The 22,484-nt window shown below is 37.5% G+C and carries 21 protein-coding genes; 6 read left to right on the top strand and 15 right to left on the bottom strand.

Annotated features, from left to right (window positions below):
- Positions 1-49 precede the first annotated feature (49 nt).
- On the top strand, positions 50-1,237 hold the full coding sequence (locus AEA09_RS16060) for an FtsW/RodA/SpoVE family cell cycle protein (protein WP_053584973.1): 1,188 nt from the start codon (positions 50-52) through the stop codon (positions 1,235-1,237).
- 101 nt (positions 1,238-1,338) lie between these two features.
- Here AEA09_RS16060 and AEA09_RS20125 read toward each other — a convergent pair whose 3' ends face one another.
- Positions 1,339-1,476: an Lmo0850 family protein gene (locus tag AEA09_RS20125; RefSeq protein ID WP_169778085.1), complete on the bottom strand. Its 138-nt coding sequence runs from the start codon at positions 1,474-1,476 to the stop codon at positions 1,339-1,341.
- A gap of 818 nt (positions 1,477-2,294) precedes the next feature.
- On the opposite strand from AEA09_RS20125, the gene AEA09_RS16055 reads away from it, so the two are divergent.
- Together AEA09_RS16055 and cls are read left to right on the top strand one after the other, a co-directional pair.
- Positions 2,295-3,455, top strand: a complete 1,161-nt coding sequence (locus AEA09_RS16055) for an MFS transporter (protein ID WP_053584972.1) — start codon at positions 2,295-2,297, stop codon at positions 3,453-3,455.
- Positions 3,456-3,734: 279 nt separating this feature from the next.
- Positions 3,735-5,192, top strand: a complete 1,458-nt coding sequence (gene cls, locus AEA09_RS16050) for a cardiolipin synthase (protein ID WP_053584971.1) — start codon at positions 3,735-3,737, stop codon at positions 5,190-5,192.
- A 27-nt stretch (positions 5,193-5,219) separates the two neighbouring features.
- Here the strand turns inward: cls and AEA09_RS16045 are convergent, their stop codons facing one another.
- The 4 genes from AEA09_RS16045 to AEA09_RS16030 form a co-directional block, all read right to left on the bottom strand.
- Positions 5,220-5,990 (bottom strand): M15 family metallopeptidase, encoded by a 771-nt coding sequence (locus AEA09_RS16045; protein ID WP_053584970.1) that lies wholly within the window; start codon positions 5,988-5,990, stop codon positions 5,220-5,222.
- 146 nt (positions 5,991-6,136) lie between these two features.
- Positions 6,137-6,385, bottom strand: coding sequence for a hypothetical protein (locus tag AEA09_RS16040; protein WP_053584969.1), 249 nt, complete (start codon positions 6,383-6,385; stop codon positions 6,137-6,139).
- A 52-nt stretch (positions 6,386-6,437) separates the two neighbouring features.
- Complete coding sequence (gene yidC, locus AEA09_RS16035; protein WP_053584968.1) at positions 6,438-7,199, bottom strand: membrane protein insertase YidC; 762 nt, start codon at positions 7,197-7,199, stop codon at positions 6,438-6,440.
- A 212-nt stretch (positions 7,200-7,411) separates the two neighbouring features.
- A complete protein-coding gene (locus AEA09_RS16030) occupies positions 7,412-8,206 on the bottom strand; it encodes a helix-turn-helix transcriptional regulator (protein ID WP_053584967.1) in 795 nt (264 codons plus the stop codon).
- Positions 8,207-8,841: 635 nt separating this feature from the next.
- Between AEA09_RS16030 and AEA09_RS16025 the strand changes: the two genes are divergently transcribed.
- From AEA09_RS16025 to AEA09_RS16015, 3 genes are all read left to right on the top strand, one after another.
- Entirely contained in the window at positions 8,842-9,492 is a 651-nt protein-coding gene (locus AEA09_RS16025; protein ID WP_053584966.1) for a LytTR family DNA-binding domain-containing protein, read from the top strand.
- Positions 9,493-9,812: 320 nt separating this feature from the next.
- Complete coding sequence (scpC, locus tag AEA09_RS16020) at positions 9,813-11,333, top strand: succinyl-CoA:acetate CoA-transferase ScpC (RefSeq protein ID WP_053584965.1); 1,521 nt, start codon at positions 9,813-9,815, stop codon at positions 11,331-11,333.
- A gap of 110 nt (positions 11,334-11,443) precedes the next feature.
- Positions 11,444-12,592 carry an MFS transporter gene (locus tag AEA09_RS16015; RefSeq protein ID WP_053584964.1) on the top strand — a complete coding sequence of 383 codons (1,149 nt, stop codon included), beginning with the start codon at positions 11,444-11,446 and terminating at the stop codon, positions 12,590-12,592.
- An 88-nt stretch (positions 12,593-12,680) separates the two neighbouring features.
- Here AEA09_RS16015 and AEA09_RS16010 read toward each other — a convergent pair whose 3' ends face one another.
- The 10 genes from AEA09_RS16010 to AEA09_RS15965 form a co-directional block, all read right to left on the bottom strand.
- Positions 12,681-12,986, bottom strand: coding sequence for a hypothetical protein (locus AEA09_RS16010; protein WP_053584963.1), 306 nt, complete (start codon positions 12,984-12,986; stop codon positions 12,681-12,683).
- Between the two features lie 73 nt (positions 12,987-13,059).
- Complete coding sequence (locus AEA09_RS16005; protein WP_053584962.1) at positions 13,060-13,509, bottom strand: GNAT family N-acetyltransferase; 450 nt, start codon at positions 13,507-13,509, stop codon at positions 13,060-13,062.
- Positions 13,510-13,837: 328 nt separating this feature from the next.
- Positions 13,838-14,119, bottom strand: coding sequence for a GNAT family N-acetyltransferase (locus AEA09_RS16000; RefSeq protein ID WP_053584961.1), 282 nt, complete (start codon positions 14,117-14,119; stop codon positions 13,838-13,840).
- Between the two features lie 143 nt (positions 14,120-14,262).
- On the bottom strand, positions 14,263-15,174 hold the full coding sequence (locus AEA09_RS15995; protein WP_053584960.1) for a DUF1002 domain-containing protein: 912 nt from the start codon (positions 15,172-15,174) through the stop codon (positions 14,263-14,265).
- A gap of 150 nt (positions 15,175-15,324) precedes the next feature.
- On the bottom strand, positions 15,325-16,182 hold the full coding sequence (locus tag AEA09_RS15990) for a CvfB family protein (RefSeq protein WP_053584959.1): 858 nt from the start codon (positions 16,180-16,182) through the stop codon (positions 15,325-15,327).
- A gap of 30 nt (positions 16,183-16,212) precedes the next feature.
- Positions 16,213-16,632 carry a transcriptional regulator MntR gene (gene mntR / locus AEA09_RS15985; RefSeq protein ID WP_053584958.1) on the bottom strand — a complete coding sequence of 140 codons (420 nt, stop codon included), beginning with the start codon at positions 16,630-16,632 and terminating at the stop codon, positions 16,213-16,215.
- Positions 16,633-16,751: 119 nt separating this feature from the next.
- On the bottom strand, positions 16,752-17,051 hold the full coding sequence (locus AEA09_RS15980) for a late competence development ComFB family protein (RefSeq protein ID WP_053584957.1): 300 nt from the start codon (positions 17,049-17,051) through the stop codon (positions 16,752-16,754).
- 157 nt (positions 17,052-17,208) lie between these two features.
- The gene (locus AEA09_RS15975; protein ID WP_053584956.1) at positions 17,209-19,332 is read right to left on the bottom strand and encodes a heavy metal translocating P-type ATPase; all 2,124 of its coding nucleotides are present in this window, start codon (positions 19,330-19,332) and stop codon (positions 17,209-17,211) included.
- On the bottom strand, positions 19,316-19,684 hold the full coding sequence (locus AEA09_RS15970) for an ArsR/SmtB family transcription factor (protein ID WP_053584955.1): 369 nt from the start codon (positions 19,682-19,684) through the stop codon (positions 19,316-19,318). Before AEA09_RS15970 ends, AEA09_RS15975 begins: the two co-directional genes overlap by 17 nt.
- A gap of 214 nt (positions 19,685-19,898) precedes the next feature.
- Positions 19,899-22,262 (bottom strand): penicillin acylase family protein, encoded by a 2,364-nt coding sequence (locus AEA09_RS15965; protein ID WP_053584954.1) that lies wholly within the window; start codon positions 22,260-22,262, stop codon positions 19,899-19,901.
- Positions 22,263-22,484 lie beyond the last annotated feature (222 nt).

Here is a 22,484-nt window from a genome sequence, read left to right as displayed (position 1 = left end):
AAATACTCTCATTATATCTATTTACAAAACTATTTATTAGGTGGATTTTATGGAAAATAAACGAAATTTCTCGAACCGTTTCGACTGGACGCTCGCTATCATACTCTGTACATTTCTAGTGATTAGTTTACTTGCTATTGCATCGGCGCAAACATCTGGTCAATACGGCACTAACTTCGTGCCAAAGCAACTGCAATGGTACGTGATTGGTGCTGTAATAATCAGTATTGTCATGTTTTTCGAGCCCGATCAATACAAAAAAATGGCTTGGTACATGTATGCAGGCGGTATTTTGCTATTAGTACTCCTCATCTTCATGCCTGAAGGACAAGGTCAAATTGGTGAAAAGGTAAATGGCGCCAAGAGCTGGTATCATACTCCACTTGGGAATATACAGCCTTCTGAGTTTATGAAAACATTTTACATTTTAGCACTTGCACGACTTATTAGTAAGCACCATGAGGTCTATTCTTTAAAATCTATTAAATCCGATTTTATTTTGCTAGGTAAAATTGCTGTGACACTTATCGTACCACTAGGTTTAATTATGCAACAGCCTGACCTTGGCTCGTCTCTTGTATTCCTTGCCATTACAGCGGCACTGATTATAGTTGCAGGCGTTTCTTGGAAAATTATTTTACCAATTTTCGGAGGCGGCGTATTAGCTGGTGGTACACTATTATGGATGGCTCTCTATATGCAGGATTTCTTAGAGAAAACATTCGGCTTTAAGTCTTATCAATTTGCTCGTATCTATTCATGGCTTGATCCCTATTCATACTCTTCAAGCGACGGCTATCATTTAATTACCTCCTTGAATGCCATCGGTTCAGGGGAAATTTTCGGTAAGGGGTTCCGTGAACGAGAAGTTTATGTTGCCGAAAACCATACCGATTTCATCTTCACAGTAATTGGTGAAGAATGGGGCTTTATTGGCGCTAGTATCGTTATTTGTATTTACTTCTTATTAATTTATCATTTAACGAAAACAACGCTTTTATTGAAAGACCCATTTTCAACATATGTATGTGCAGGGATAATTGCGATGATTACATTCCACGTATTTGAGAATATCGGCATGACCATCCAATTACTACCAATAACAGGTATCCCACTTCCGTTCATTAGCTACGGGGGGAGTTCTCTTATGGGGAACGCACTGGCAATCGGTCTTGTCTTTAGCATGCGCTTCCACTATCGTACGTATATGTTTACTACAAATGATGAAGACGATTAAGAAAAGCGCTAAAACAGAAGCGAAAAGTTCATTTTTTATTTCTATTAAAAATGGGTAGTCTCAGAAAATCGAGACTACCCATTTTTACATTTGTTAGCGAGTTAAGCTTGAACTTGCGGTGTTTGCGTTGGAGGTGTAAGTACCTTTAATAGCTCCAAACGAGACTTTGTTATAGTAGCTGTCACACCCAACTTCGATAAATTCGAAACAACTTTTTTCAAATCTACTTCCTTCGTCATACGTCCCACCTCAATCTTTCCTCGAATTTATATAACGTTTTAATTATCAAAAAGTTTCATTTTTTCGTGCGTAAGATGTCTGACATGTATGTCCATACTTATCATACACCTTTACTCACCTTTTAAATTTTTCAATTTTGTTACAGTGTTCGATTTTTCACAAACCACGTAATTTTCAATTTGCTCTAATACAAAAATTCTCATACCCCTAATTGGTATATAAAATTATATACTATGGATAACCTAAAAAGTTATATGTCAAATGATACAAATTAAGTGACTGCCAAAAAAGTCATCGTCCTGAACCCTTGCTAAAAGATTCTCTAGACTGCCATTACGATTTACTGTGAAGGGCAAGATGCCCTGCTCTCTGTTGAACATTTCCAAGCAATAGCGGGTCTTGATATTGGAGCTGCTGTCGTAGGGAAATAAATTCCCAATCTGTACAGCTTAGTTATTTACAGAACACGCCATCTTTATTCTCATTCGGATAAAAAATTATTTCTGAACAATAGGTACTCGGTAAATCCGTCATGTTTGCAGCAATTATTGGACAACGTGAAGCTACATTGCAGTTGTTGGTTTACTTGCACCACCGGTAAAGAGTGCTCCCATGGATTTTAGTTCCATATCAGTTGTGTTAAATTCATTGCGACTACAAAGAGCGAAAATGTAAGAGTACTTTCTCTCTTATTCTTTACCCTACCCCCTTTTTACGGATTGGACACACATTCCTACTACCCCTTTTCTTGTCATGCAATTACCAACAGATGTAGAATATATATACTGAATATCGTTTTAGGAAAGCAGGGAACAAAATGAAAAAAGCAATTTTATTATTAATGTCTGTACAATTTCTTGTTTATTTAGGCTTCGGGATTATTATTCCCGTATTGCCCGAAGTAATTGTACAAAAGGGCTGGGATGAAATGCATGTCGGTGGCTTACTGACCGTGTACTCACTTGCAAGCTTTTTCACGGCTCCACTTTGGGGTATGTTATCAGACAAAGTTGGGCGAAAACAGCTCATCTTAACAGGACTAGTTGGCTTTTGCCTAAGCTTCATCATTTTCTCTTTATTTATCGATAATTTAGCGATTCTTTATGTATCACGTGTTGTCGGGGGTCTATTTTCAGGTGCACTATATACAGCTGTTACTGGCTTTATCGGGGATATGTCGAGTGAGGAAGACCGAAATAAATACATGGGTTTTATGGGGATGTCCATTGGTCTTGGCTTCATCTTCGGACCGGCGATTGGCGGTGTGCTCGGACATTATAGCCTTCAATTACCATTTATCGCCTCTGCATCTCTAATTGCACTTCTATTTATCTATGCAAGTCTAGTATTAAAAGAACCCGAGAAACATAAAGAAGCAAATAAACGCGCCATCGTGCCAAGGGGTGCTGGCACAATGCTACAATATCGTGTCCGTTATTTATTTATGTTCTCATTCTTAGTTACATTTATGCTTGCAGGTGTGGAAGCAACATTCCAACTATTCCAAATCGATCGTATTCATATTACACCACTTCAAATCGGTTACTTATTTATGTTCAGTGGCTTTGTTGACGCAGCAATTCAAGGTGGTGTCGTACGTCGCATTAAAAACGGTACTGAAACAAGCTGGCTCATCGGTGCACAAATTACCACAGCCATTGGAATGATTTTATTTACCTTAACATCTAACTTATTCTTCGCCGGCCTTGCACTTTGTGTGTTTACTGCAGGTAACGCCCTTGCAAGAACATGTGTGGTATCACTTTCGTCTAAGGAATCTGGTGGACAATATGGTACAGCCGCTGGTCTTTCTTACTCAATGGATAACTTAGGACGTATTCTTGGCCCACTATTTTTCACATGGTTATTCACTGTAGAATCAAATCTTGGTTATTACATTTCAGCTGCCATTGCAGTTGTATCCATTGTGCTAATCTTCATTTATAAAAATTCAAAAAAATCTTTACGTTTTGAATAGTAGTTTTGAGGAATATCCAAATATAACTTTGGGGTATTCCTTTTTCTTTTGAGACTCCGTTAGCCTATCTCCTTTCTTTCATCACAGGAAGTAGGCTATACTAAATGCATGAGGAAATAGTATTAATTTAGGCTCAGCGAATTATACCTGTCGCTGTAGCGCTGAAAAACATGGCACTAGGATTTCGAATTGTGCTTGTGCAATTCAAAATCCGTATTCATCTCACAATTTATAGAAGTGCGAGACTTCTACTGAATTAAGTTAAAGGCAGGTTAAAAAATGAGCTATTTCACAGAATTAAGTTTTCTCGTACCTTTGACTTTAGTGGCCAATATTTTATTAGCCATGACAGTTATCTTTTTAGAGCGTAAAGACCCTTCTTCTACTTGGGCATGGATACTTGTATTATTTTTCATCCCCGTAGTTGGATTCTTTTTATACTTATTGCTCGGACGAAAATTACGCAAAAAGCATCTTTTCCGCTGGGATGGACGCAAGGATATCGGGATTGACAATCTTATTAATTATCAAAAAGAAGCATTACTAAAAGATACTTTTGAGTTTCGTATCAACAACGCTGAAAACTATAAAGATTTAATTTACATGCACTTAAAAACAAATAACGCTGTGCTAACACAAGATAATCGCGTTACAATTTTCGATGATGGTGCCAATAAATTCGAAGCATTGCTAAAAGATATTGAAGCGGCGAAAGACCATATTCATATTCAGTATTATATTTTCCGATTCGATGATTTGGGTACTCACATCGTTAATGCCCTAATTAAAAAAGCTAAGCAAGGTGTCAAAGTACGCTTTCTGTATGATGAGATGGGTTCACGTAATGTAAAAAAGCGTCATTTTAAAGAATTAACTGCAGTGGGTGGTGAAATTGAAGTATTTTTCCCATCTATTTTCCCTCTTATTAACCCACGTCTTAATTTCCGAAACCACCGTAAGATTGTTGTGATTGATGGTCGTGTCGGCTATATCGGCGGCTTTAATATTGGAGACGAGTACCTCGGGCTACAGCAAAAGTTCGGCTACTGGCGCGATACGCATTTACGTATTGAAGGTAGTGCCGTGCATCCATTACAAACACGCTTTTTACTGGATTGGAACCAGGCATGTGAACAGCAAAAAATGGGCTACTCGGATAGGTATTTCCCTGCTATTCCTGAAAAAGGTGATACGGGCATACAAATTGTTTCAAGCGGACCCGACTCCGACTGGGAGCAAATTAAAATTGGCTATTTAAAACTTATCAATATGGCAAAAAAATATATTTATATTCAAACACCATACTTTATCCCGGATGTTAGTTTTTTAGATGCCATTAAAATTGCCTCGTTATCGGGTATTGATGTACGTATTATGATTCCAAATAAACCAGATCATATGTTTGTTTATTGGGCTACATATTCATATGTTGGACAATTACTAAATGCAGGGGCTAAGGTTTATATTTATGAAAAGGGCTTTATCCATGCAAAAACAATTGTTATTGACGATGAAGCTTCAACTGTTGGTACTGCCAATATTGATGTACGTAGCTTTAGCCTGAACTTTGAAGTGAATGCCTTTATTTATGATTGTACGATTTCTCATCAACTTGCTGAAATTTTCGAGAAGGATATTTTAGACTGTACAGAGCTTACGATGGAAATATATCAAAATCGTTCAAATTTGATAAAGTTTAAAGAATCCATTTCACGTTTACTAACGCCTATATTATAAAAGGAGCGGGCATAAGCCCACTCCTTTTTAATTTACGCCTAAATATTCTTCTAATGTTATGTCTCGCTGTTTAATTTCTTTGGCAATCTCAACACCTACATAACGAAAATGCCAAGATTCATACATATAACCTGTAATATGCTCTTTGTTTTGTGGGAATCGTAATATAAACCCGAATTCATTGGCGTGGGCAACAAGCCATTGTCCTGCTGATGTTTCGCCAAATTCGGCAGTTAGCCATAAATCTTCTTTCCCTTTTTCTCCAATATCGAACGCTAGTCCTGTTTGATGCTCAGAGTAACCAGGGCGCGCACTATAACGGTCTGCCGCATCTACTCCATCACGATTGACGTAATTATTGTACAGAGTCGTTTGATATTCAAATGAACGATAGCCACTAAATGCTACTAAGTCAAAGCCTTGCTGTTTTGCCGCTGCTAGCATTGTATTAAGTGCCTCACGCGCTTTCGCGTCTTCACCCGGCGCAAAAGTTGATGGCAGCGGATATCTTTTATTGGCAAGTAAGATTCCATTTATATAAGTCGGTTCTGTTGGTAAAGTTTGATTTGGAATATAACCATTTTTATCTGGCTTTACTTCCGGTTCTTCTGGTACTTCGGGTGTTGTTGGTTCTTCACCTGCTGGTTTTTCGTTTGCCTGTTGCTCAGTTGAAGGCTTGTCATTATCTGATGCAATATTCACCTGATTATTTTTGTATTTGACCACCACAAAAATTGAGATAATGAGAGCGACCGAAATAATGGCGCCGACAATGATTTTTATACGACTGTTTTTCACTTTTCAAATGCCCCTTTTCACTTATACACATGGTCTAATTTTATCACTGTTCACATCTTTTAGTAGGATTTTTTCACATAATTTTCAGGGAATATGCCTTACTTTAAAAACACCATTGTCCCTATGTCCAATTGATGTCTTCCTAATTATGATGTTGTGATAATTGCCAATACGGCAACTGAAGCGATGCCGAAAAAGACAGCCATATACCGCATCCATTTCGCCTCTTTGATATAACCTTGCTCTTTAAAACTTTTCGCTCTAAACCCATTTGACATCGCAAACATAACTGTCATAGCAAGTACTGCAAAATCAAAATTACCCTTTACGACAAACACGATCGCCGCAATACTAAAAAAAGCTACTAGGATTGATGGAATCCATTTTGTGTTCATAAGTTACCTCCTAAAAAAAATCGAGGCTACATGCGCCTCGATATCCGTTCATTTATGAATTTGCTTTATTCGGATGATCCGAATAATATTTTCTTCCAATATATGTTTGGAGAATTAGTAATGCACCACTAACAGACCAGTACAGTGGTAATGCTGCCATAGATGACATAGAAATAAAGACAATCATAATTGGTGAAATATAAACGAACATCTTCATTTGTGCTTTTTGTTGCTCCGGTACAGTCCATAAAGATACACGCGCTTGTACTAAGTAGACAAGACCTGCAATAATCGTCATTATGATGTCTGGCGAACCTAGACTAAACCACAAAAACTGATGTGTTTTCACATCGGCCGAATATAAAATTGCAAAGTAAAGACCCATAATGATTGGCATTTGGATTAACATTGGTAAGCAGCCCATGTTCAATGGATTGATGCCATGTTTTTTATATAGACCAACCATTTCTTGTTGGTATTGCATTTGCTCTTCTTTTGTTTTTGCTTCCTTCATTTTCTTTTGAACTTCTTCAAGCTCTGGCTTAAATGCGTCCATTTTCGTTTTCATCATTTGCTGCTGACGATAGTTTTTCAACATAATCGGCATTAAGATCAAACGGATTAATACTGTAATCGCAATGATTGCAAGACCATAGCTACCTAAAAAAATGTTATTCCCGAAAAATTCAAGCAAAAATTCCATTGGTTTAACAAAAATACTATAGAAAAAGCCTTCTTTGTTTTCGACAGCCTGACATCCACTAAGAACAAAGACAGCTAATCCAAGCATTGATAATAGCTTCAAATTCTTCATTTATCCACCTACTATTAATTTTCAACTAATGTGAAGTATACCTTATGAAGACTGACTTAATCAAATAGCAGGCGCTGTTATTATATGAAAGTTAAATGCCGTCATGGAGTTAGCTAATAGGACCGCATTCTGTCAACTCTTCATAAGTACTCTCACTTAATAATTCAAGAAAATTCCATTCATTAACCTACTATACATGACGTAGATTCAAATTATACGTTTTGAAGTTCCAATTCTGCCATCTCGAAACGATAGAATTCATGGTGCAATTCATCACGGAAATGCTTAGGTGTTACACTCGTATATTTTTTGAAAATACGTGTGAAATAACTTTGGTTACAGAAGTGGAACTGATCTGAAATAGATGTAATGCTCTTATTAGTATGTCGTAGATAATATTGTGATTCTTCTACACGACGGACATTTAAATATTCTACAAGTGTAATGCCGACATGCTCTCTAAAAATCCGAGATAAGTGGCTTGTACTTATGTGAAAATTATTTGCAATCGTTTCCACTGTTAAGTCATTTTCCAACTCATCATTTATGTACATTATTACTTTATTTACCGTTTGATGACGGAATGTCGGCTGTTTGCGATCTGCAATAAAGTATATGAAGAAATCTATTAAGTCATCTGCAAATTGTAAAAACTCTGCGTCTTTCATTTGATTTTCAATCATATCATTACAAGCAACATTAAAGGCAAATGCTTTTTTCGAAGGTACTTGATTGTCTAGCAATTTACGCGCAACAATCGATGACAAAACTGAAAAATAGCTTCGGACTATTTTAATGACTTGCTTACCAAAACGAATTGAAAGAATATCAATTATTTCATGCAAAGATTTCTTTGCCTTTGCTGATTCTAGATGATAAATCTCAAATATTAATTTTGACTCAATATTAAAAAATTCTTCCACGCCGATGTATTGATTAATATTATCGATTTCTTGAAAGTATCTTTTTGATATCGTTTCTGACATAGAATGTTGATGTAGTTGCATTATCTTCCCCATCTTTCCTCAGAGTACACGAATAACCTTACATGAATTGACACCAATCTAAAACGTAAAATGTTATTTGACCATTTTACGGATAAATCGAATCCTTTTTCGTATAAATTATGTAACTTTTAATGTTCATCACCATAACTTGGGGTTGATTTCCGTTCCGATTGGCGCTTTCCGGGGGCGTCCAGCCTACACTTCAATCAACGACCATTCTAATTTTGATATGTCCTTTAACCAAATGTCATTCCGATCTTTTGGTGATGAAACACCTTTCAATTATAAATAGCCTATCAAAAATACTACTAAAAAAAATATTTTAGACTGTACTGTGGATTTTACCATATTTTGCGATTTTCTTTCAACCATATTTTACCGAGGTTTCTAGTTCTTATTTATCATGCATACATAGTAGAAACCCATAAAATCAATTTATATACAATCATATTTTACCATATTAAATACACAATACATTAGTAATTAATTAAAAATAATTACATATTATGTAACATATCTTACTCTATTCGACATTTCTCTTGTTTATTCCTAAATCTTCTCTATATAATTTATATGAATATGTAGTAAAATAGATAATAATATTGTTTTTAAAAGTTCAAAATGAGGTGTTAATAGTGGATCCAAAGCAAATAGAAGAGATTATGGATATTATTAAGGAGTTTTTTCCAGAGAATACATCAATCGCAATTTCCGACACAACTGAGTACTTGTATTACCAACCGAGCAAGAAAGTCGATTTAAAGATTAAACCAGGTGATCCAGTAAAAGAAGGTTCAGCTGCTCATAAAGCTTTAACTTATGGTCAAAAAATCAGTACGTACATCGAACCTGATGTATTTGGCGTTGCTTATTTCGGTATGAGTATCCCTCTTATGGAAGAAGGAGAAACAAAAGGTGCTATTACTGCCATTTTCCCACAAAAGCCATCTGCATTCTTAACAAACTATATCACAATCAAAATCGATGATTGTTGGTACCCAATTAAACACGACCAAGTGATTTACCTTGAAACACAACTTCGTAAAACCTTTGTAAAAACAATGGGTCGTGAAGGTTACCATCGTCTTAATTTAAGTGACCTTGAGCTATTCCTAGCACCAGACTCATTTATTCGATGCCATCGTTCTTACATCGTGAACATCGATTATATAGACGAAATTCAACCAGACTCACATTCGACTTTCTTATTAATCATGAAAGACGGTACAAGAATTCCTGTCAGTCAACGTTATGCTAGCTACTTCCGCCGTTCTTTAGGCTTCTAATTTTACAAAATCACAATAAACATTCATCTTTTTTGAATATTTGTTGTGATTTTTCGTTTATTTAATACAATTCCGACAACCTTACAAATTGATTGCATCTGTTTTAAACCGTTTTCACTGTCAGTAATGCGCGAATTTTCTCGTTTATTCTTTTTTTAGACAATTTAATGTTGTTTATACAGTATTTGTGTCAAATTGGTGATAGTATTAATGTAAATAGTTGGAGTTATACTACAACTAAATAAACAGAAAATTCTAACAAGGTTTTTCTTGTTTTGTCACTCGTTTCCATCAATAATTTTTAGGGGAGGATTTTTTTTATGGATGCAATTGTTCAAAAACGTTTAGGTATTAAAGAACTTGAAAACAAAATCGTTACTGCTGATGTAGCTGCAGCACTTATTTCTGATGGTGATGTAGTTGGTATGAGTGGATTCACTCGCGCTGGGGACGCTAAAGTGGTTCCTACGGCATTAGTAGAACGCGCTAAAAACGAAAAATTTAAAATTGATGTATATACTGGTGCTTCTTTAGGCCCTGAAGTAGATAAATATTTAGCTGAAGCGGGCGTTATCCGCAAACGTGGACCATTCCAAGGCGATGCTGGTATTCGTAACCTAATCAACTCTGGTGACATTATGTATGTAGATGCTCACCTTTCTCATAACGCTGAATTGGTACGCCAAGGAATCATAGGGCCAATTACATATTTAATTCTTGAGGCTGTTGCGATTACAGAAGATGGATATATTATCCCTACAAACTCGGTAGGTAACTCTCCAATTTTTGCTGAGTATGCTGAAAATATTATTATCGAGTTAAATATTGCTCACCCAGAAGCTCTAATTGGTATTCATGATATCTACGTACCAGCTGATCAAGGTAAACGTGAAGCTATCCCAATGACTGATGCTACACAACGTATTGGTGAAATTGGTATTAAAGTAGATCCAGCTAAAATTAAAGCAATCGTTATTTCTGAAGAGCCAGATGCTCCTTCATTAATCGTTCCTCCAGATGAAGAAACGCAAAAAATGGCGAACATTTTAATGGACTTCTTCCGCGGTGAAATTAAAGCTGGTCGCTTAACGAACAGTTTAATGCCATTACAATCTGGTGTAGGTTCTGTAGCAAACGCTGTACTTGATGGCTTCGCTGATTCAGAATTTGAAGACTTAGTGGTTGCTTCTGAAGTACTTCAAGATGCTGTATTCAACTTAATCGATGCTGGTAAAGTTAAATTCGCAGCGGCGACATCAATTACGCTTACTGAAGAATTACAGAAAAAAGTTTACGGTAATTTAGAAAAGTACGCTGATAAAATTTGCTTACGCCCACAAGAAATATCTAACCACCCAGAGCTTATCCGTCGTTTGGGTTTAATCTCAATCAACACAGCTCTTGAATTAGATATCTATGGTAACGTAAACTCTACACATGTATCTGGCACAAAAATGATGAACGGTATCGGTGGTTCTGGAGACTTCGCACGTAATGCACGTCTTGGAATCTTCGTGACAAAATCATACGCAAAAGGCGGCGCAATTTCTTCAATCGTACCAATGGTTTCTCATGTAGACCACACTGAGCATGATGTAGATGTAATCGTTACTGAACAAGGTATCGCTGACTTACGCGGTCTTGCGCCAAAAGAGCGTGTACCTCTAATCATCGAAAACTGTGCTCACCCAGATTACAAAGAGCAATTATGGGATTACTACAACCGTGCTGTTGAAGCAACAGGTAATCAACAAACGCCTCATATCTTAGAGGAAGCTCTTTCTTGGCACGTAAACCTTGCTAAAAACAAAACAATGAAAAAAGAAAACGTAAAAGCGTAATTTCTATATGCAAGACCGTTTGATATGTTCTTTTAGACCTATCAAGCGGTCTTTTTTTGTCGAAAATGCTATAATAGAACCATTATGGCGTAATATTTTTTGGAGGAATTATGAAGGCATTTATCTATGTAATTATATTCTTTTCTTTTTTTGATTTATTTACACAACTTCCTGTTATGAGTACGTATGCAGAATCTTTAGGGGCATCTGCCTTTTTAACAGGGTTAGCAGTCGGAATGTACTCCCTCTCTAACACATTCGGAAATATTATTTCTGGGTTTTTAACCGATCGTAAAGGACCATTTGTTATATTAATTATTGGGCTACTAACAACCGGTATCTCTTTAACTTTTTACAATTTAGTAGAAGATCCTATTTTTCTACTTATCGTGCGTTTTTTACATGGCTTAGTAGCAGGCTTTATCGTCCCAGCTGCCTTTACGTTTTTGGCAAATGCTACGGAACAAGAAAAGCGTGGTAAAGGTAGTGCGATTTCCGGTGCATTCGTTGGTATTGCAGCTATTATCGGTCCCGCTTTTAGTGGTATTTTAGCAAGTCGTACAAGCGTACCTTTTGTATTTAACGTGACTGCTAGCTTTATGCTAATTTTAGGGATTCTCGCTTTCTTTTTATTAAACTCGACTAGAGCTAAAAAAGAAGAAACTACTTCTAGTAAACATGTACCTATTAGTGTTTTCTTCAATAATACTGGTACATTAAAAGCATTTTCGGGTGCTTTCTTCTTAATGTTTTCTCAAGGTGTAATTGCCTATTTACTACCATTGAAAGTACAGTCTTTAGGCTTTGATTCTCGCTTAAGTGGAACGCTAATGAGTGCATTTGGCATTGTTGCAGTACTTGTTTTCATCCTACCGACAAATCGAATATTCGATAAAGTGGCACCCATTAAAACACTCGCCTTAGGAATTAGTTTAATGGGTATTAGTCAGATACTTATTAGCCAGGCAGACTCTAGCACATTGTTATATCTAGCAATGATTTGCTATGGTTGTGGATTCGGATTTTTATTCCCTTCCGTCAATTCACTATTAATCGACTCAACAACAGTTGAAATTCGCGGCAAGGCATATGGTTATTTCTATGCATTCTTCTCTTTAGGTGTGGTTCTTGGTTCATCATTACTTGGTTGGCTATCTCTCGACACTACAAGTGGCTTTATCTTTACAGGAATTGTGCTGCTTTGCTTTGCTTGCTTAACAATTATTCCAAACAAAAATAAAATCTCTCAAAGTATTTAAAATTTCTTATTCTCTACAAAAGGTCATCCTTATAACGTCAAAAGACAACCACAAAAACCTTCTCACGGTTAAATGAGAAGGTTTTTGTTTATTTTTCTTTTGCCTGAATCTCTTCGTTATAGAAATGAACAGCCGTATGGCCACCGCCCTCAGCAACCATTTCATTTGATGCAATTTTTGTCGATGTTGTCCCAGCCTCAGTAGCGACTTCAGTAGTTACACGTTCAGCAATGTTTGAATCCATATCAACTTTTGATGTATTCAAATAAGATTCTAATTTACATTTTGCATTATTAAATATTTCAAGTGTCTTTTCGCGATTTTCCTTTTTACTCAAAAAAGAAGCAGCAAATCCCGCTAATCCCGCAAGTACAATTCCTTTACCTTTTGCCATCCTAAATCCCTCCTAAAAATATAGAAATACGCCTTATAAAATAGCTTTTCCCTATTTATTAGAAAGTTAAACCTTACTTCTTCGGTTTATACAGCATGTCCCTATGTGGCAAACTATCGTACATATAAGGTTCTGATACTGGTTCAAAACCAAATGATCCGTAAAAGCCCTTTAAATATTCTTGCGCCTGAATAAACACTTCGGACCCTGGCCATTCTTTTTCAATTGTATCTAGTGCTAGTTGAATCATTTCTCTACCCAGCCCTGTTCCACGTGTCTCCTGACTCGTAATAACACGTCCTAAAGAAGCCATTTCGAATTTTTCTCCTGGCGGTAATAAGCGTGTATATGCGAATAATTTTCCATCTTTAGCATATGATAAATGTATGGAGTTTTGATCGTGATCATCCAAATCCTCATAGCATGTTTGTTGTTCCACAATAAACACATTTACTCGTAGTTGAATAATTTTATACAGCTCTTCTTTCGTTAATTCATCATAAGTTTGAATTTTCCAAGACATTATATATCACTCTCCTAATCGATATTATCGCACAATTCTAATATTGTTTTCGTCAATTATTATAAAATTGTAATTATTTATGATTATATTTAAAGTTCTAAGGGAAATAATGAAATATTATAATTGATAGGATGGTGGCTATTATGAAAGATGTAGATGTAACATATGATTGGGTAGATATGGCTTCATTAATCGGAGGGGCAACTTTCTTAACCCTGCTTTTTTACGGTGTCATTCAACTTTAAGGAGAGTAACGGATTATGGCTGTAAAAATTAAAAGGGCAATCCACACATCAGCAAAGAGCTAATGGAGGATTGCCTTATTTTTTTATTGTTTTACATCATCATATGCATCAGACTTTTCAAAAGCAGCGACTACATACGTACAAACCGCTTGCATTTTGTAGTGATTTTCACGTGCATAATCTGCAGCACGGTCTAATAACTTCTTCGCTACCCCTTGACCGCGAAGCTTATCTGATACAACCGTATGGTCCATTACCATCACTTCACCTTGCTGTACCCACGAGATTTCCGCTAAACGTTCACCGTTTTGCTCTCCTACAAATGCAAATTTATTGGCCCCTTGCTCTTGTAATTGAAATTCCATATATCACCACTCCTTTTTCTCATAGTAACATAGAGATTTTCCATTTTACAAAGAAAGCGGTCTCCATTTTGCTTCAATCTCCTGACGTTTCCTTAGATAAAACTAAAAGCTTACTGCCATTGCAACAGTAAGCTTTTACATCATCAGTTAAACCATGTAGAAATCGATTCTTTTAAATTGGCAAAAAAGTTTTTTACTCCCGCCCAGAAACCTTCATCCTCCATCAGCGCACCGAATTTTTCTTGTAATGTATTACTAATATCATTTAATTGCTCAGACCATTTACTAAAATCAATATCTAGTTTGCTAATTTTGTCCATAAGGTCGACTAACAATTGATGGTCTTGTTCACTTAAATTAATTTCTAATTTACTTAATTGATTTTCTACAATTTGTTGTACTTCTTCACGAGTTGCTGGATTCAACTCAGCTATCTCTTTTTTTATTTCTGTTAATAGTTCTGCGACTTTAGCATCATCTACACCTGATGATTCAGCAATAGAAGTCGCTACAGATAGCTCTTCATTTGCAACGTCTGTACGCTCAATATCAAGCGTTTCACCAGTTGTTACTTCATAAGCTTTATATATTCCAACAAGCGCCGAGTGGCCTGTTACTGCTTTAGGTGCTGCTACTTGTACGGTTGCATCCTCAATACCTGCTGTTAGCATTGCATTGGCATACATCTCAGCTGTTACTTGTGTAATGTTTTCTGGTGTGACAATTTCAATGACTAAGCCTTTCCCAGCATCTTTACGCGTAATTTTCGCAGATGAGTACATACGTGAGCTTGAATTACTATCTTTAATGTATTTTACTAAGTCTTGTCCTGATACTGTAATTTCTTCAATTTCAGGTTCTTCGTCCACTGTCAAAGATTTCTTTACAGATTCTTTTTCAACCTCAGATAAGTTTGCTCCGTACACAACGATAGGTACGCCAAGCTTTTCATCAATTGCCTTTTTGCTATTATCCGCAGCAAATCCTGTAGCCGGTGCCATCACACCTAATGCTAATACGACTACCGCTATCATCTTCAACCATTTTGTTTTCATGTTGTTACCCCTTTCGCTTTTTATGATTCCCTACTTTGCAAATCACCCAGCTCCGATTGCTTACACCACTATACAGTTATTAGTACGAAAAAATGACGGGAAGGTTTCATGTCAGTTTCCATGCCTCATTCCGCGTCATTTTGTGTGATACTATTTGATTTCTTCTGTCCAACCGTCTTGTTGTTTAATTTTCCCGGCTTTCATCAGTGTACCAAGTGCACGTTTAAATGCTGCCTTACTCATATGGAACATTTCTTGAATTTCATCTGGAGAAGATTTATCACTGAATGGCATTTTGCCACCAACTTCTTGTAAATACTTCAAGATCTGCTCTGCATCACCTGTAATTCGTTCATGTTTACGTGGTAATAGTGAGCCGTTCATCGAGCCGTCTTCTTTTACATCAATAATACGTACCTCTACATCTTGTCCTAGACGTGGTTCTGCTTCTCGCTCTGATTCATGGACAAAGATTCTGTATGGTTTGTCTACACCCAAAAGGAATGAACCCACTGGTAGTAAACGGTACGGGCGAGCTAAAATGTTTTTATTGTGCATATCTTCCAATGCACCTTCATATAGCTCAGATATTTTTTCTTCCGTTGCTAAACGTCCAAATAAATCCCCATTACGATCTGTACGTAATGTCATAAATAAATGGTCGCCTACTGCTGGCCATACCTCTTCTAGTGCAGGTAAGTCCTCTTCCATTATTAATACTTCACGTGATGTGCCAATATCGACAAAAGCTCCTTCACGAGTCACACGTAATACACGGGCCCAGCCGTATTCACCTTGTGCAAATGCCGGTATAGCTGTTGTTGCTGCTAAATCACCGCGTCTGTCTGCAAATAAAAATACTTTTATGCGATCGCCTACTTCTAAAGGCTCTGATACTTCAGACGCATTTAGTGGGAGTTCTACTTCCCCATTTGTTAATATCCATTTAGATGTTTGTTGCTCCAATACTGTTAACGTAACAACTTCACCTGATTTTAATTCGTTCATAGTGTCTTCCTTTCTCTCGTACATCTTATATTACGCATTATGCTGGGATCTTGATGCCTCTAATTTTTTCGCAATATCAGGGTTTTCTTCCATTACTTGCACAAGATCTGCAATACGATCAATAGAATTCCAACTCAAATGATGTTCAATACCTTCTACATCATTATATATACGTTCTTCATCTACACCAATGATTCGTAAAAATTGCTCTAGAAGTTCATGTCGTTGAACAAGTCGCTTTCCCAATTTATGACCTTTTGGGGTTAGCGTTAAACCACGATATTTTTCATAAACTAAATAGCCATCTTTATCTAATTTTTGAACCATTTTAGTAACAGAAGAAGGAAGAACAGATAATGCTTCCGCAATGTCAGACACACGAGCATATCCTTTATTAGATATTAATAAATATATTTGTTCGATGTGGTCTTCCATACTTGGTGTTGGCATACCGTATTCCCTCTCTTTCCTATTCTTACTCTTTAGTTTACTACAATGATGCATTAAAAGTTAACTGAAAATACATTGGTATGCAGTAATCCTCAGTATTGATATAAAAAGAGCCGACTTCAAATCGAAGTGGGCTCTACTTTATGTCGAGGAAATTTACTCACCACGTGCAGTGCATGAATAATTTCTTTGTTAATTAGCTCAATATGTTCTGGAGTATTCATCATTATAAATGCTTCATCCCGTGATTCCATAGACGTCACATACTTGCTCGGCAAAGCATTTAATGTAAGTGCGACTGTGTCAAATTCACAAGTTTGGCATTTGCAAAATGTTTGATATTCTGGACCTCTTAATAGAAAGCTTACTAAACCACGTACAATTTCTTCTGTAACGTTTACAAAAATAGGTTCTGACATATATAAATTTCGCCTCGTTTATAATTTTCGTTACATTGTTCCTTATACATAATAGCCCTAAATAGCGTTTTTATCAAGAATTGCAAGCGACACCTGCTTACAAAAAAGACGACCCACTACAATCCGTAGTCAGTCGTCCTTTTCCATATACAATTTTTCATTTGTTACGTACTCGAATCAATCGTAATGAGTTAAATACCACTAATAACGTAGCACCCATATCTGCAAATATCGCAATCCATAGTGTTAACCAACCCGGAATCACAAGTAATAAGGCAATCAATTTTAATGCAAGTGCAAAAATAATGTTCTCTTTAATGATACGTAATGTTTTTCGACTAAGACCGATTGTATATGGCAACTTCGTTAAATCATCACCCATTAAAGCAATATCAGCGGTTTCTAATGCTGCATCTGTGCCCGCACCACCCATGGCAATACCTACATTGGCAGATGCTAAGGCTGGTGCATCATTCACACCATCCCCGACCATCGCTACAGCTCCATACTTGGCGCGTAGTTCTTTGATTGCTGTTAATTTTTCAGCTGGTAGTAACCCTGCCCTTACATCACTCATACCTAGAGAAGATGCAATGGCTTCTGCCGTTGGTTTCGCATCGCCAGTTAACATAACAGTATGTTTCACTTTTAATGCATGTAGCTTTTGCAATACATGTTTACTTTCCTCACGTAACTGGTCGGCAATTCCGATAATGCCGATTAACTGATCGTCACTAACAGCCGCTACAACCGTCTTACCTTGCGCTTGCAGTTGGTTTACTCGTTCTTTTGTCATTTCATCCACAGTCGTTAAAGTGGCAATCCATTTCAAACTACCGACAGAAACCTTTTGCCCGTCAACCGTTGCATAAGCGCCTTTCCCTGTAATCGATTGGAAATCGGTTGGCACAAGCTCCGTTAAGCCTTTTTCATGTAGTGTTGTTAAAATCGCTTTTGCTAGCGGATGCTGGGATTGTTTTTCAACCGCTGCTACAAGCTGTAGTACAGTTTCTTCAGTCATATTATTATGTGTGAAAATATCTGTTACTTCTGGTTTTCCTTTTGTTAACGTGCCTGTTTTATCGAAAGCAACCGCTTCAATATGACCAAGCTGTTCTAAGTGGATACCGCCTTTAATAAGCACCCCTTGCCTTGCTGCATTACCAATAGCTGTCACAATTGCAACTGGCGTTGATACAACAAGTGCACAAGGACAACCAACCACGAGTACCGCTAAACCTTGGTAAATCCAGTGTTGCCAGTCCCCCATAAATAACGGTGGAAGTACCGCAACAAGTAAAGCCACAATCATAATCGCAGGTGTATAGTATTTTGCAAAACGGTCAACGAATTGTTGAGATGGTGCCTTTTCAGCCTGAGCCTCTTCTACCAAGTGAATAATTTTGGCAATCGTTGTATCTTCTACACGCTTCGTGACATGTACTTCAAGAGCACCTTCCTCATTCAAAGTACCGGCAAATACTTCATCGCCTGTGATTTTGTTGACTGGGATCGATTCACCAGTAATGGCAGCTTGATTCACCGCAGATCGTCCACTTAACACAACACCGTCCATCGCGATTTTTTGTCCTGGTTTTACAATTAAAATATCGCCAATTTCGATTTGTTCAGTCGGTAGTTCCATCTCATGAAAATGCTCTCCGTGTGCGCGTTTAATCAATGCCGTTGGTGGCGCAATATCCATCAATTGACGAATTGATTGACGTGCTTTATCCATTGAATACGCTTCAAGTGCCTCACTCACTGCGAATAAAAATACGACAACTGCCGCTTCTTCCCACTCACCAATAATGGCAGCACCAATGACGGCAATGGTCATCAATGTTTTCATATCAAATTCGAAATGGGCTAAGTTACGGAAACCAGTTTTAAATATTTCCATCCCACCGACAACTATAGCGATGATAAACATCGCTATAACTAGAGTGTCTACCTCACCTCGTACGGAGGATAATACATACCCAAGCACAACAAAAACCAGTGAAATACTTGCTAAAATATTTTCTGTTTTTTTATAAAATGGTGTAGATTTTTCTATCGTTCTTTTCGGTGATTGCGATACTTTAATACCATCAAATGCACCTGCTTCTTCAATTTGATTAACGCTAATATCACCAACAACTGTTAGTTTAGATGCACCAAAATTCACTTGTGCGTCTTTAACTTCTGGAATAGCCTTTACATTTTTCTCAAATTTCGCCGCACAACTAGCACATGATAAATTTTGCAATCGGTATTCTTGTTTAGATGGTGTCGTCATTTACAATCCCTTCCTTCGCATGTTCATAAGCAATTGTTACAATTTGATAGACATGCGCATCCGCTAAGGAGTAATACATTTGCTTTCCTTGTCGATGCGATTTCGCTAGATTGTTTTCTTTTAAATATCGTAAATGATGCGATGCCGTCGCAACAGACGAACCGATAATCGTTGCAACGTCACACACACATAATTCATCCTCTACCGTTAAAGCATAGGCAATTTTCAATCTCGTTTCATCCGACAATGCTTTTAAGAACTTTGCTACGCCAGATAAATCCGGCATTTGCTGTTGTATCTTTGTGACCGCTACCTCATTTACATGCGAAACTTCACATAATCCCTTTTTCATTCCCTCACCTCATTCAAATGTTTGTTTGATTGTTTTCAATATAGCATAGTACTTTACTATATTCAAACAAACATTTGAATGTTACGGCTAATTTATCTAAAAAAATTCTAAATTTTCTATTTATATAGCCTTTCTGCATAAAAAAATGCACCACCAATTGTTAGACCATCTCTAACAATTGGGTGCAATTCAATTTTCATGCTGGCTCTTTACGTTATTGTGCCTTCAAAAGTAACGTATCACCTTTAATAGCCTCTTTTTCCACAAAGGTTTCATGGAAATCTCCATTTGCCCAGTCCTTCACTTGGTCTTGATACCAATCCGATTTCACATGTCCACTTTGACCTGGACCGACAATATGGTATGCCGAACTTAAATCGCCGACATCAGCAACAAAGCGCCACGATGCTCCGTGATCAACATTGCCATCCATATCGTCATCAGCTGCCTGTACCGTCACCTTGGAGCCACCGATAGGTACTTTATCCGCATTAAAGTATGCTGCTAAAATTGGCGATGCATTACCTAGCGTATGATCGAATGTAAGTTGATGGAATTCTCCCCACTGCCACTTCGACACTTTCTTACCAAAGCGCTCCTCAATAAGTGTTACAGAACGTTCTAACGCCTCATAAACTGCTGCATCCACGCCACCCTGCTCCTCTATCCAAGCACTTTTCTCACCAGAATATGCTTTTCGCAAAAGCTGATCTGTAATATTGTATTTGCCTGACATGAACTTATACATATCTTCAGGCATTGCATCTTTAAATAACACATCTTGTAATTGCTCCATTACCATATGGAACACAAGCGGCGCACCTGATTCTTTTGCGTCTACCATGTCCCAATCTTCTAATAAAGTAATAATTTCTTTATACTTACCATCACTATCTTTTGCCTTCATCGATGATAGTAAATCCGGTAAAAACTCACGAGCATATAAATTGTGCTGATCCATTTGTAAGTTCATCATATCTTCTACAGTAAGCGAATCGTTGGCTTCTAACACTTCTTTAATACGTTCATATCGATAAGGCTGTGCCCAGGAATTTGTAATATGGTATGGATATTCCTCACCAATCACTTCATTGTTCGCCGTCGCTATAAAGCCTTCCTCTGGATTCACTACTGTTGGTAGTTCATCCCACGGAATAAATCCTTCCCAACCATAATCACTTGAATCACCAGGCACAGGTAATTGACCGTCACCTTGCTTACGAATTGGAATTTGACCGTTCGCTTTATAGGCAATCGTGCCATCCGTTGATGCAAAGACAAAATTTTGCGCAGGCGCTTTAAAATCTTCTAATGCCAACTCAAAGTCATCCCATGATTTTGCTTTATTAAAGCCAAGTATTGCACGTAGTTCCGCTGTAGATTGCAGTGCTGTCCACTGCATCGAAAATTGTGCTGAAGGTTCTGTTTCCTTAAACGCTAGATCCGTCATAATTGGACCATGACGTGTCACAACCACTTCAAAGTCTACTGTTTCTCCGTCCTTTACCTTGATGGACTCATCACGTACCTCTGCTTGCTCCCACTCTCCATCATAGCGGAATTGCGTTGGATTATCTGGGTTCGGAATTTCAATATATAAATCCTGAACATCGGGACCAACGTTGGTTACACCCCAAGCGATCTCATCGTTATGTCCTAAAATAATGCCTGGAATTCCTGCAAAAATAACACCACTAACGTTTTGCTCTGGCGATTGTAGATGCATTTGATACCAAATAGACGGTGTATCTAACCCTAGATGAGGGTCATCTGCTAAAATTGGCGCACCTGACTTTGTTTTATCACCTGATACGACCCAGTTATTACTACCATTAAATTCGTTTGGCAATAAATCCGCATCAAATTGTCCTGCTACTGCTACTGGATTTTCTATATTCGCCTCGATGATGGATGGTGCATTTTCAGGATACGTTATAAATAATTCCTTTGCCTTGTCCTCATCAAAATTTTGCAAAGCCCAGTGACGGAAAGCGAGTTTATCCCAGTTGCCACCCAAATCATACGCCATGTATTTACCGATTGTTAATGAGTCAACGACAGTCCATTCCTCCGGCTCGTATCCTAGTAACGTAAATTCATAGCTCAGCTTATTATCTGCCTTAGCCTGTGCAATAAAAGCATTAACTCCCTCTGCATACCATTCAAGTACTTGTCTACTATCTGCATCATAGGCTGACAACGATTTCTCGGCTGCATCACGTAGGCTAAATGTCCGGAAATGTTTATCCGTATTTATCGTTGCCTCGCCGATGACCTCCGATAATCGACCACTTGCCTGTCTACGTGCTAAATCCATTTGAAACAGACGATCCTGTGCCTGCACATATCCTTGCGCACGATACAAATCAGCATCCGTCTCAGCAAATATATGCGGCACACCCTTATCATCCCTCGTCACCGTCACATCTTGCTCAAGCACATTCACTGCAAGCTCACCCTCAATAACAGGCTTCGACTTATTCATAAACCATGTAAAACCGATAAAGACAATAATTAGTGCAATCGCTAAAAAGCCAACAACACCAACGAGCCACTTTTTCCATTTCCCCTTCTTCATTACGTGTCCCCCCGTATACTTCCCACTAAATTTCCAAAATCTGTAAGTAGTCTTTTTAAAATAAAAGGTTACTAGATTAAAAATACGCTATTTCCGATCTATAAATCAATTAAAATTGAGAAAAATCCGACTTTTCAAAATCTACATTTACATCATGACGGAGACGATTTGCTTTGACGTTCTCCCAATTCAACTTCATTTCTAACATCATTTCTTGAGGCA

The organism is Lysinibacillus contaminans, from assembly GCF_001278945.1.
Classification (GTDB): domain Bacteria; phylum Bacillota; class Bacilli; order Bacillales_A; family Planococcaceae; genus Lysinibacillus; species Lysinibacillus contaminans.
The sequence above is the reverse complement of the archived record's forward strand: the minus strand, read 5'-3'. Positions and strand labels throughout refer to the sequence as shown.

Excerpts from the sequence above, each read along its gene's own strand:
- AEA09_RS16060 (WP_053584973.1), top strand. The coding sequence starts at position 50 with ATGGAAAATAAACGAAATTTCTCGAACCGTTTCGACTGGACGCTCGCT.
- AEA09_RS20125 (WP_169778085.1), bottom strand. The coding sequence starts at position 1,476 with ATGACGAAGGAAGTAGATTTGAAAAAAGTTGTTTCGAATTTATCGAAG.
- AEA09_RS16055 (WP_053584972.1), top strand. The coding sequence starts at position 2,295 with ATGAAAAAAGCAATTTTATTATTAATGTCTGTACAATTTCTTGTTTAT.
- cls (WP_053584971.1), top strand. The coding sequence starts at position 3,735 with ATGAGCTATTTCACAGAATTAAGTTTTCTCGTACCTTTGACTTTAGTG.
- AEA09_RS16040 (WP_053584969.1), bottom strand. The coding sequence starts at position 6,385 with ATGAACACAAAATGGATTCCATCAATCCTAGTAGCTTTTTTTAGTATT.
- yidC (WP_053584968.1), bottom strand. The coding sequence starts at position 7,199 with ATGAAGAATTTGAAGCTATTATCAATGCTTGGATTAGCTGTCTTTGTT.
- AEA09_RS16030 (WP_053584967.1), bottom strand. The coding sequence starts at position 8,206 with ATGCAACTACATCAACATTCTATGTCAGAAACGATATCAAAAAGATAC.
- scpC (WP_053584965.1), top strand. The coding sequence starts at position 9,813 with ATGGATGCAATTGTTCAAAAACGTTTAGGTATTAAAGAACTTGAAAAC.
- AEA09_RS16015 (WP_053584964.1), top strand. The coding sequence starts at position 11,444 with ATGAAGGCATTTATCTATGTAATTATATTCTTTTCTTTTTTTGATTTA.
- AEA09_RS16010 (WP_053584963.1), bottom strand. The coding sequence starts at position 12,986 with ATGGCAAAAGGTAAAGGAATTGTACTTGCGGGATTAGCGGGATTTGCT.
- AEA09_RS16005 (WP_053584962.1), bottom strand. The coding sequence starts at position 13,509 with ATGTCTTGGAAAATTCAAACTTATGATGAATTAACGAAAGAAGAGCTG.
- AEA09_RS16000 (WP_053584961.1), bottom strand. The coding sequence starts at position 14,119 with ATGGAATTTCAATTACAAGAGCAAGGGGCCAATAAATTTGCATTTGTA.
- AEA09_RS15995 (WP_053584960.1), bottom strand. The coding sequence starts at position 15,174 with ATGAAAACAAAATGGTTGAAGATGATAGCGGTAGTCGTATTAGCATTA.
- AEA09_RS15990 (WP_053584959.1), bottom strand. The coding sequence starts at position 16,182 with ATGAACGAATTAAAATCAGGTGAAGTTGTTACGTTAACAGTATTGGAG.
- mntR (WP_053584958.1), bottom strand. The coding sequence starts at position 16,632 with ATGCCAACACCAAGTATGGAAGACCACATCGAACAAATATATTTATTA.
- AEA09_RS15980 (WP_053584957.1), bottom strand. The coding sequence starts at position 17,051 with ATGTCAGAACCTATTTTTGTAAACGTTACAGAAGAAATTGTACGTGGT.
- AEA09_RS15975 (WP_053584956.1), bottom strand. The coding sequence starts at position 19,332 with ATGACGACACCATCTAAACAAGAATACCGATTGCAAAATTTATCATGT.
- AEA09_RS15970 (WP_053584955.1), bottom strand. The coding sequence starts at position 19,684 with ATGAAAAAGGGATTATGTGAAGTTTCGCATGTAAATGAGGTAGCGGTC.
- AEA09_RS15965 (WP_053584954.1), bottom strand. The coding sequence starts at position 22,262 with ATGAAGAAGGGGAAATGGAAAAAGTGGCTCGTTGGTGTTGTTGGCTTT.